Raw genomic sequence first — 10,018 nt, forward strand, 5'->3', positions numbered from 1 at the left:
TTCACTACATGCGCCGCGAAGTCGCCCGCGATCGGCACGGTGCGCGAGGCCACGCCGGCATCGCCCCAGCCCAATTCCTCAGTCGCCGGCGTATTCGATTGCTATCGCGTGCTTGGCGAACTGGAAGCGCAGCTTGTCCGCTGACCCCTTCGCGCTACCACAGGCAGGAAGAGCATCGTTATGACCGCGACCGTACGCCACAGGTGCTGCTCGCCCATCACCTCAAGCAGCTGAAGCTGCCGACGGTGCTGCGCGAGTATGACAAGGTCGCCCGCGAGTGCGCCCGCAATGGCGTCGATCATCCCCGCTACCTGTTGCGGCTGATCGAGCCGGAACTGATCGACCGCGAACGGCGCACGGTCGAGCGACGCATCCGGGCGGCCCGGTTCCCGGCGGTGAAGAGCTTCGACACGTTCGACTTTACCGCCATCCCCAGCCTCAACAAGATGCTGGTGCTCGAACTTGCCCGCTGCGAGTATATCCTGCGCCGCGAGAACGTCATCGCGCTCGGCAACAGCGGCACCGGCAAGACCCATGTCGCGCTCGCCCTTGGGCTGGCGGCCTGCCAGAAGGGCCTGACGGTTGCGTTCACCACCGCAGCCTCGCTGGTCAACCAGCTTATGGAAGCGCGTGATGAGCGCCGCCTGCTCAAGCTCCAGCGCGATCTCGCCGCGGTCAAGCTGCTGAGCGTCGACGAACTCGGCTACGTGCCCTTGTCGCCCACGGGAGCCGAACTGTTGTTCGAGGTCTTCTCACAGCGCTACGAGCGCGGCTCGACCATCGTCACCTCCAACCTGCCGTTCGAGGACTGGACCCAGGTGCTGGGATCGGAGCGGCTGACCGGCGCGCTCCTCGACCGGCTGACGCACCACGTCAGTATCCTGACCATGAACGGCGACAGCTATCGTCTCAAGCAATCCGCCCATCGCCGCCGTACCGCCACCAGGGCGGAGCAAAACCATGCCACCGAGATCGTCGACCCCGAGACCGGCGAGATCACCACCCTCTGATCAGGGCTCTAACGATATGAAGAAGGCCCCGATCGGGGCCTTCTTCATATCGTCGTGCCGCACCATCGATGGCCCGCTTTTACTCCGCCACAATGGCCTGGAATCTGACCGGCGTTGACAAAGGCGACCTGAGAGCCGCGATGCCGCGTTTCCAGGAACCTCATTTGACGCAGAACCTCGGGCTTTATGATCAGATGGCTGGGTTGGCCCGGGCTGCAGATTGCACTCCGGCGCAGCTCTGCCTCGCCTGGCTGCTTTCAAAGAGTGACTTCGTCGTTCCGATCCCCGGGACCACGAACATTGATCATCTCGATGAAATTCTGGATACCCTGTCGTTGACCATCTCCGAGGTCGTGTTTGACCAAGTGGACGCCCCTTTTCGCTTTTGGCGCCGTTTCGGGACCTCGTTATTCAAAGGAAGCCCAATCGCAAATTGGTACCGAGATTTGGGAGGGTGAGCCGCTTGCCAGCTAGACTGTTCAGGTGAAACGGGTCGTTCGGGACCGGCGACGCAGGGTCGCGGCCCCGAGTCTCTCGCGGCTATCGAGGCTATCGAGGCTGATGTTGAGCCTGCGGATGCCATATCCAAGGAGGTCGCGCGCTACTGGGGCGAGCTGGGTAGCGTTGGTCGTCATCGTCAGCTCATCGAGGCCGTTGCCGATGCGTTGCCCGATCGCCTCCGCCAAGCCGACGATGCCGCGACGAACCAGAGGCTCGCCACCGGTCAGGCGGATGCGTCGCACACCCCGCGCGATCAGGGCATCCGCCAGTTCCGCCAGTTCCTCCAGGGTGAGGAGGTCCCGGCGCGGCAGGAACTCCATCCGCTCGGCCATGCAATAGCGGCAGCGCAGGTTGCACCGATCGGTGACGGACAGGCGGACATAAGTGATCGTTCGGCCGAAACGGTCGGTCAGGCTGCGCTCTGGCTCCCCTTTATCGGGAGTTGGAGTGGCCGCGAGGCCTTCCCGTTCAGCCATGGCGCGCACGTCTTTCCCCGTTCATGGCCTAATTGCCCCTGATCCAGGGATGATGCGGAGGAGTCATCCTTCGTCAGTAGGCTTCGCAGGCAGACTATCAAATTCGGCAGCGAGATTGGCCGATATGCGCTCGAGGACCGATCGACAGATTTCAACTTCGTGCGGCTCGATGCCAGCAACAGCGACCTTGTTGATGTCGATCGCGTATCGCATCAGCTCCTTTTCGAGCGCACGACCATGATCTGTAAGAGTAATCCGCAATTTTCGACGATCATCCTTGTCCTTGGCGCGTTGCACCAGCCCTTGCCGAAGCATGGCGTTTATCATGGCGACCGTCGTATTTTCGGTGACGTTAGTCATGTCGCTCAGATATTTTTGGGTCACCCCGTCCCTGAGCCATAGGACACGAAGATAGTACCAGAAACCGGTTTTGAGCTCGTGCTTGGCCAAATAGGCACTCAAGAGCCGATCGAACCGTCGGTGGCAGCGCCGAACCTGATAGCCCAAACTCAGTTCCGGATCGAGTTTGGGGGCGTACTTCGACATCTGTTCACTCCTGACGGGTTCAACCGATCCTCCACTCGCACAGACGCCGCACAAACGCATCGCAAAACCGTACCCGGCACCCGAAACCCATATTCCTATGATCGTCCTCGGGATATTAAACGTGTCCCGAGAACGATCATGTGAGCAGTAGACTTGCCCCGTGCAGGATGGTTTCTTAGATGCGGAACTCGGCGAAAGTCTCCGGCGCGAACATCTCTTCTATGGTGAGCTGGCGGGGCGACAGGCCCTGTTCGTGATGGTAACGCGTGAATGTCTCGATGACGTGGCGGTTCTTTTCGATGCCATAGGGCCACCATCCCCTACCCATCGTAGCAATAGTGTCCTCCACTGCGGCGATCTGCCATGGCAACATCGTTTTCAGCGATGCCGACACCAGCAATTGTTCATAGCTCAACTGCTGGGCTTCTACGAATGCCTTGTAAAGCGCCTGGGCAATCCACCGATTCTTCTCATACACGTCTCGCCGGATGGCTACGACATGCATGATGGGGAAGATTCCCGTTTTCGCAAAATAGGCTTTTTCAACGTCCACAAAATTGGGGAAAAGGCGCCGAACCTTGCCGGGCTCCGAATAGAAGGTCGACGGTGCCCGCGCAGTATGCAGCGCATCGATCTCTCCATCCGCCAGCATGCGCGTCAAGGTCTGTGTGGGTCCGATCGGCTCGACCTTGAACTTGTCGGGTAGATTGAGCTTCAGCTTCTCCTCGCGTCCCGGCTCCTCTTCACCACCCGTGACGTAGGTGACCGACGCAGGATCAATGCCATACTCGTCCTGCAGGATGCCGCGGATCCAGACCGGAGCCGTCATCTGATATTCGGGCACGCCGATCCGCTTGCCGACGAGATCCTCGGGCTTTTCGATGCCGCTCTTGGCGGAGACGAAAATGCAGGAGTGGCGGAAGAAGCGCGAAGGAAAGACGGGAATGGCGATAAAGCCAAGATTTTCGCGGCCCAGGGTCACGCAATAGGACGACATCGACAGTTCAGCGACATCGAATTCTCGATTGCGCAGCATGCGGAAGAAGGTTTCCTCGACATCCAGAACCTGAAAGTTGAGGTCGATGCCGTCGGGCCGAACCGCGCCCCTCTGGAGGGCTTCGGTGCGGTCATAGCCCCAACAGGCGAGGGAAAGGCTCAGTCTGGTCATTGTCACGGTTTCTCCGATAGAGTGTCGAGAAGTTGGTTGGGTGCTACGTCCGTATTGCGTCGGCTCGATTCGAGGAGCGCGACGCAACAGGCCATGGTATCAAGTCCCCAGCGCCCGTCATGGATCGGGCGGCGAATACCTAGGCAACCGCCGACAAACTCATCGATGACTTCCTTGCGTGGCAGGGCAGGGCGCTCGATCGGCTGGAAATCGCGTTCGGCGTCCCCATAAATCGAGAGCCCCTTGGGCGACAGTTTCAGGTCCGCGCGTTCGCAGCTGACGATGATGAAACCGAAATGCTCATGATGCGGCGCTGGCGTGTCGGCAGCGACAGCCGGGACACCGTATGTGCGCTTCAGTTTGGCTTCGATTTCATCCTGCGATGATAGCGTCGCAAGCCTCTTACGCGCCTCGCCGTAGCGATCCGGGTCCTTGTCATAGCCAAGCTCCGCTATCCACCCCACTAGTTCGTCGCTGTCATAATGCGCATATCCGCTATAGGTCAGCGACGCTGCAGCACCGGCTTCAAATGTCATCAGCGCCGTATAGGCGCCTTCGCTCGGGCGGCTGCTATCCCAGTTGGCGGCGACGGCGCGAACCGATGAAACGGGCTGCCCGACAATGCGGCGCACGACATCGATCTGGTGTGCCGCCTGACTGTAGACAACGCCGCCGCCACGGGCGCTATCCAGTTCTTCCGGACGCCGGGGCCGGAACATGAAATCGGTGAAGTTAAGCGCCGTGACCATCCGCACGGCACCGAACCTGCCTGAGGCAACCAATTGCGCGGCAGCCTGTACGGGTGCATCGAAGCCGTGGCTGGGTCCGACTACGAGCACCTTGCCGCCATCAGCGGCTGCGCGTTCCATACGCGCGCAATCTGCAAGCGACGTCGCCATCGGCTTTTCGACCAGCACATGCTTTCCGGCTCGCAGAGCTGCGATCGCCTGCTCGGCATGCAACTCATGCGGGGTGGCTATGTAAACCGCATCGATATCCGGCGAATGCAGGAGCGCGTCGAGCGTGTCGAACGCTGGCGCGCCGAATTCGTCCGCGAAGCGTTCTCGAGCTTCGCGGCGCAGGTCGAAAGCCCCGGCAAGCGCTACGCGAGAATCGGCCTTCAGCGCGGGCATAGTGAGCATGAAACCCCGGCCGAGCCCAATAATTCCTAGTCGCAACGCATTACCATTCTTCGCCTGCCGCTCCCTTCAACCCGAAAATCAGGCTTGAAAAAGCCGTTACTACGATATAGAAGTAATTTAAAGGGCGTATCTTGAGGGTGATTCGTCTCCGTGCCAAGCCAAAATGAGGAGGGTAGCTAATGACTCCGGAACAAAATGATTTGCTTTGCCGTGTGGAGGGCGAGGCCCCAATGGGGAAGCTGATGCGGCAGCACTGGTTGCCCGCCTGCATGATCGAGGACGTCGCCGAGCCAGACGGCACGCCGTTGCGTGTTCGCTTGCTCGGTGAGAACATGGTCGTGTTCCGCAATACGGAGGGGCGCATCGGTGCGCTCGACGAGCTGTGCCCGCACCGGCGCGCTTCCCTTGCCTTCGGTCGCAACGAGGAATGCGGCCTGCGTTGCCTTTATCATGGCTGGAAATTCGATGTGGACGGCAATGCCGTCGACATGTCTTCCGAGCCGGTTGATGCGAAGCTGCGCGGCACGATGAAGACTAAGGCGTATCCGGTGGTCGAATCTGCTGGTTTCGTCTGGGTGTGGATGGGGGACCCGGAAAATGTCATCCCTTTCAGTCCGCCGAACTGGTCGGCGGCTCCAGCCGCGAAGATCAGCATCGTGAAAATGCATGGCGGGTGCAATTGGGCGCAGGTTCTCGAAGGGTCGATCGATTCGGCGCACAGTTCGAGCCTCCATTCATCGAACATGCCGACGGCCACCGAAGTAAGCGGTTCGACGGCTACGGACACCGCGTGGCTTCGCCCGTCGGCCGACAAGGCGCCCAAGATTGAAGTGCAGAAAACGCCGTTCGGCTTTCGTTATGCTGCTATCCGCAAGCCGATCATCGATGCGGACAAGCAGGACTATGTACGCATGACGCTGTTCCAGGCTCCGTTCACGGTGCACATCCCGTCCAACGACCAATATCATCTGTCGCAGATGCTGGTCCCGATCGACGACGTGAACACCATGTTCTACTGGATCGCCTGGCATCCGACGAAGGGCATCAGTCAGGATGCCTGGCGCACGTTCTGCGGGGCGGAGATCGGCAAGGACGTCGAGCCCGTTACCTTCAAAAAGCGGCGCAACGCCGAAAACAACTATCTGCAGGATCGCGCGCTGATGAAAGCCGGCGACTTTACCGGCATCTACGGCATTCCCTGTCAGGATATGGCGATGTGGGAATCGATGGGGCCGATCGCCGACCGCAGCGAGGATCTGCTAGGTTCGAGCGACAAGGCGATCTTCACCTTCCGCACCCAGATGTATCGCGCCGCCCAGGCTGTTCAGAAAGGTGAACCGGCACTTGGCGCTGTCGAACCGCGCGTGCCACTGGCCAAGCTCATGTCGTTCGAGGGCATGGTCCCCAAGGGCGAGGACTGGCGACTGATCAACATCTCCGAGGAGGAGAGGCGCTTGACCGGCGTCTTCGCCGACAAGGAAGAAGTTGAAGATCTGGCGGACGCGGTATCCTGATGCGTGAGTCGGATTTGATCGCGGGCCTGGATCAGCAGCAACTCGACAACTTCGTCGATTATGTTCTGAGTGAGGATCTGGGGAGCGGGGACGTCACGAGCCGTGTGTCAGTCCCCGCCAGCGCGCGCTTTTCCGCCGTTCTGGCTGCCCGCCAACCGATAGTGGTTGCCGGGCTCCAGCTGGCGGCCGCGTTTTTCCGTAAGCTCAACCCCGAGGTCGCTATCGAATTTCTGGTGCAAGATGGGGACAATGTTGCCGCTGGGCAGCCCCTCCTGCGAATTGCGGGAAGCGCGCAGCTCATGCTCGCGGCTGAGAGGTCCGCTCTCAATACGCTCCAGCATCTGACCGGCATCGCGACGGTGACGCGATCTTATGTCGAAGCGATCGCCGGGACGGATTGCGTCCTTCTCGATACGCGCAAGACAATTCCCGGTCTTCGGGCGATCGAAAAATATGCCGCCAAGGTGGGCGGGGCGCGGAATCATCGCATGCGTCTGGATGACGGTATCCTGATCAAGGACAACCACATCGCCGCCGCTGGCAGCATTGTCGAAGCGGTCAAGGCTGCGAAAGCCGCCAATACCGGGCTGGAAGTCCAGGTCGAGGTTGACGGGATCGAACAAATCGAGCCTGCGCTGACGGCGGGGGCGGATCGTCTGCTCTGCGACAACATGTCTCCTGCCAAGCTCAAAGGGGCCGTCGCGCTTGTCGGTGGCCGCGTCCCCATCGAAGCGTCAGGCGGCGTGCGGCTCGATACGATCAGGGAAATCGCGTCGACTGGCGTCGATTTTGTATCAGTCGGGCGCATCACCCAAAGTGCTCCCGCGGCCGATATCGGATTGGACTACGCGCTTTCCTCATGAGCCTTGCGCGCCAAGCCGGCGTGGAGGTTTTTCAGTCGATAGCAAACTGCCAAAAAGCATATTTGGAAATTAGAGGACTAATGGAGATTACCGTTACAACGCGCACTGGCGAGCGCGTGACTGGTCTGCCTTGAGAAAATTGGTCCGATTCTGGAGAGAGCCCGAGAGGGCCTGAAGCGCTTGGGAATGGTGGTCCAGGTTCAGCGTTAGTTTCCGACTTGCCGGGCCCCGATCGGGGCCCGGCAAAATCCTGTTCCGGCAAGATATTCTGCCGGTGTTAAATTGCCAAGACCCATGTGAGGACGGCTAACGTTGTAGTCCTGCCTCCAGGCCTCGATCAGCCGCTTCGCCTCGGGCAGCGAAGCGAACCAATGGACGTTGAGGCATTCATTCCGGAATGACCCGTTGAACGTCTCGATATAGGCGTTGTCGGTGGGTTTACCGGGCCGGGAGAAGTCGATCCGGACACTATGGTGGTACGCCCAGAGATCGACCAGGCGACCGGTAAATTCGGCCCCATAGCACATTGGGAAGCGGCCTATTGAAGGGCCACATTGCCTTGATGGAGACAAGGGCGCGTAGCGCCCGCCGGCTTCATCAAGGCAGTCATGACCGGCCAGCAGGTCTCTAAAGTGAAGTTGTCGACACAACCCTTTGGAGGCTGACCGATCATGACCAAGCTTCATTCTACGTCACGCGATGCCGTGCTGGTAGCCATCGATATGTCCAAGCACCGCCAGGAGGTTCTCCTTGAACGACCGGAGGGCGGCCGCCGGCGCCGCATGACGGTGATGGCGACGAAGGCGGATTATGATCGCTTGGCGGATGATCTGGCGGCCATCGGCAGGCCCGTGATTGTCGGATTTGAAGCGACGGGCAACTATCACCGCACGCTGGCACATCGATTGCTATCCGCCGGTTTCGAGCTGCGCCTGATTTCGTCGGTCGCGTTGGCCCGGACACGCGAAGCCCTGCACAATGGCTGGGACAAGAATGATTCCAAGGATGCCCAGGTGATCCTGCACATGCTCCGGATCGGTGCGACCCAGCGCTATATCGATCCGCTGGCCGCCGGCATCAACGATCTGCAGGAGATGTCGAAGACGCACGAAGCCATTTCCAAGGCCAAGACCCAGACCTGGCATCGGATTCTCACGCATTATCTGCCGCTGTATTTCCCGGAGATCGAGCGCTTCGCCGGCAATAGCCGGTCCGACTGGTTTCTGGCGCTGATCGAACGCTTCCCGACGCCGGGCAGCATAACTTCAATCGGGCGAGAAGCGTTCACCGAACAGGCATGGCCGCTCATCGGACGCAAGGTTTCCAAGGCACGGGTAGTCAACGATATCTACGAGACCGCCTGTTCATCGATCGCGCTCCCGATCGATGAACATTCCGCCGCGGTCACCATGTTTCGCATGGTCATCGCCCAGGCGCGCACCCTTATCCGGCAGCGCAACGAGATCGAACGGATCGCCCATGACGCGCTGGCCACGAACCGCGATTATCAGCTCCTGCGCATGATCCCCGGCATCGGTCCGATCAATGCCTTGACGATTCTGGCCGAGGCCGGCGATCTACGCCGTTTCAGCCACCATCGCCAGTTCCTCAAGTTCTGCGGCCTCGACCTCGCGACCTGTCAGTCCGGGATGTTCCGCGGGCGGACGAAGCTGTCGAAGTACGGCAACGCCCGGCTGCGGCGTACCTTCTGGATGGCGACTCAGGTCGCAATCCGGCAACCCAACAACAGCTTCCGTGACAAGCTCTCTCGCTATGTCGCTGGCCATGCCGACGATCCCGATCGCCGCCGCAAGGCGATGACTGCGCTTACCGCCAAGATGGCGCGCGTCGCACACGCCGTCATCAAGACGGGAACCGAGTACCGTCCGTTCGTCGAACGGGCGGACACCAGATGGAAGGACCCCTCTCTGTGGAGCCATGAGGGCGCTGCAGCGACCCTGTAGATAATGTTCGGGCCTTCCATCTGGCATGCGCATCTCATCTTAAGGACGGTGAGGACCACGATCTCGACGATCGATGGATCCTGTGTTTGCTATGGCCGAGAGTGCTTTCCTTGACGATGGAAGCCATCTGGATCATAAAATCACCAGCGCCGATCACCCTCGGCGCAACGAGACCTGCTGGCCTTTTCACGCTACGCCTTCCCAACATAGGACGTTGTCGCTGAGCAGGCGGGGCCTGTGCAGCACATTGGCGTGGTCGCAGCCTGAGGCTGCCAGTGCCATATCGAGCGTGTCAGTGACGTCCTCGGCTCGCATGGTGGTGCAGAGCTTCCATGCAATGATGTAGCGCGAGTAATCGTCGAGCACGGTCGAGAGATAGACCCAGCCCCATCCTATGATCTTGAAGTAGGTAAAGTCGGTCTGCCACATCTCGTTGGGGCGGGAGGTTTGTGTGTGGAACGCATCTGCCGCCTTGATCACGGTGTAGGCCGGGCTGGTGATCAGATCATGAGCCTTGAGCAGCCGGTAAACCGTAGCTTGGGACACGAAGTAGCGCCGCTCGTCGGTGAAGCGCACCGCCAGTTCTCGCGGGGACAGCTCGGTCTGTTCCAGCGCCATCTCGACGATCTGCTGCTGGACATCCTCGCCGATGCGGTTCCACACCCGGCTCGGCCCGGATGGTCGGTCTGCCAGCGCCTCGGGGCCACCTTCAAGGTAACGATCATACCAGCGGTAGAAGGTGCGCCGTGCCACGCCGAGCTGATCCAGCGTGCGTTTGGCGGGCAGGTGCGACTGCTCGACGATCCGGATTATCTCCAGCTTCTCGGATGCAGG

The 10,018-nt window shown here is 60.2% G+C and carries 7 protein-coding genes and 4 pseudogenes; 5 read left to right on the top strand and 6 right to left on the bottom strand.

What is annotated here, in order from left to right; all coding sequences use genetic code 11:
* The first annotated feature begins 140 nt into the window (after positions 1 to 140).
* Both istB and ACFQ00_RS06405 read left to right on the top strand, forming a co-directional pair.
* On the top strand, positions 141 to 1,010 hold the full coding sequence (gene istB, locus ACFQ00_RS06400) for an IS21-like element helper ATPase IstB (protein ID WP_381487933.1): 870 nt from the start codon (positions 141 to 143) through the stop codon (positions 1,008 to 1,010).
* A gap of 68 nt (positions 1,011 to 1,078) precedes the next feature.
* A complete protein-coding gene (locus ACFQ00_RS06405; protein WP_381487916.1) occupies positions 1,079 to 1,468 on the top strand; it encodes an aldo/keto reductase in 390 nt (129 codons plus the stop codon).
* Between the two features lie 57 nt (positions 1,469 to 1,525).
* On the opposite strand, the pseudogene ACFQ00_RS06410 reads toward ACFQ00_RS06405, so the two are convergent.
* The 4 genes and pseudogenes from ACFQ00_RS06410 to ACFQ00_RS06425 form a co-directional block, all read right to left on the bottom strand.
* Positions 1,526 to 1,987: pseudogene (locus tag ACFQ00_RS06410) on the bottom strand (radical SAM protein); the annotation flags it as partial.
* Between the two features lie 63 nt (positions 1,988 to 2,050).
* Positions 2,051 to 2,533, bottom strand: a complete 483-nt coding sequence (locus tag ACFQ00_RS06415) for a MarR family winged helix-turn-helix transcriptional regulator (RefSeq protein WP_381487919.1) — start codon at positions 2,531 to 2,533, stop codon at positions 2,051 to 2,053.
* 175 nt (positions 2,534 to 2,708) lie between these two features.
* Positions 2,709 to 3,701, bottom strand: a complete 993-nt coding sequence (locus ACFQ00_RS06420; protein WP_381487922.1) for a PhnD/SsuA/transferrin family substrate-binding protein — start codon at positions 3,699 to 3,701, stop codon at positions 2,709 to 2,711.
* A 2-nt stretch (positions 3,702 to 3,703) separates the two neighbouring features.
* Positions 3,704 to 4,879, bottom strand: a complete 1,176-nt coding sequence (locus ACFQ00_RS06425; RefSeq protein WP_381487925.1) for a Gfo/Idh/MocA family protein — start codon at positions 4,877 to 4,879, stop codon at positions 3,704 to 3,706.
* Positions 4,880 to 5,022: 143 nt separating this feature from the next.
* Here ACFQ00_RS06425 and ACFQ00_RS06430 point away from each other — a divergent pair, with 143 nt between their 5' ends.
* On the top strand, positions 5,023 to 6,357 hold the full coding sequence (locus ACFQ00_RS06430) for a Rieske 2Fe-2S domain-containing protein (RefSeq protein WP_381487928.1): 1,335 nt from the start codon (positions 5,023 to 5,025) through the stop codon (positions 6,355 to 6,357).
* Entirely contained in the window at positions 6,357 to 7,220 is an 864-nt protein-coding gene (nadC, locus tag ACFQ00_RS06435) for a carboxylating nicotinate-nucleotide diphosphorylase (protein WP_381487931.1), read from the top strand. Before ACFQ00_RS06430 ends, nadC begins: the two co-directional genes overlap by 1 nt.
* Before the next feature lie 206 nt (positions 7,221 to 7,426).
* Here the strand turns inward: nadC and ACFQ00_RS06440 are convergent.
* Positions 7,427 to 7,738, bottom strand: a pseudogene (locus ACFQ00_RS06440) (integrase core domain-containing protein); the annotation flags it as partial.
* A 153-nt stretch (positions 7,739 to 7,891) separates the two neighbouring features.
* On the opposite strand from ACFQ00_RS06440, the pseudogene ACFQ00_RS06445 reads away from it, so the two are divergent.
* Positions 7,892 to 9,188, top strand: a pseudogene (locus ACFQ00_RS06445) (IS110 family transposase).
* A gap of 209 nt (positions 9,189 to 9,397) precedes the next feature.
* Here ACFQ00_RS06445 and ACFQ00_RS06450 read toward each other — a convergent pair.
* A pseudogene (locus tag ACFQ00_RS06450) lies at positions 9,398 to 10,018 on the bottom strand (DDE-type integrase/transposase/recombinase); the annotation flags it as partial.

It is taken from the genome of Sphingosinicella xenopeptidilytica, from assembly GCF_042676985.1.
Classification (GTDB): Bacteria; Pseudomonadota; Alphaproteobacteria; order Sphingomonadales; family Sphingomonadaceae; genus Sphingosinicella; species Sphingosinicella xenopeptidilytica.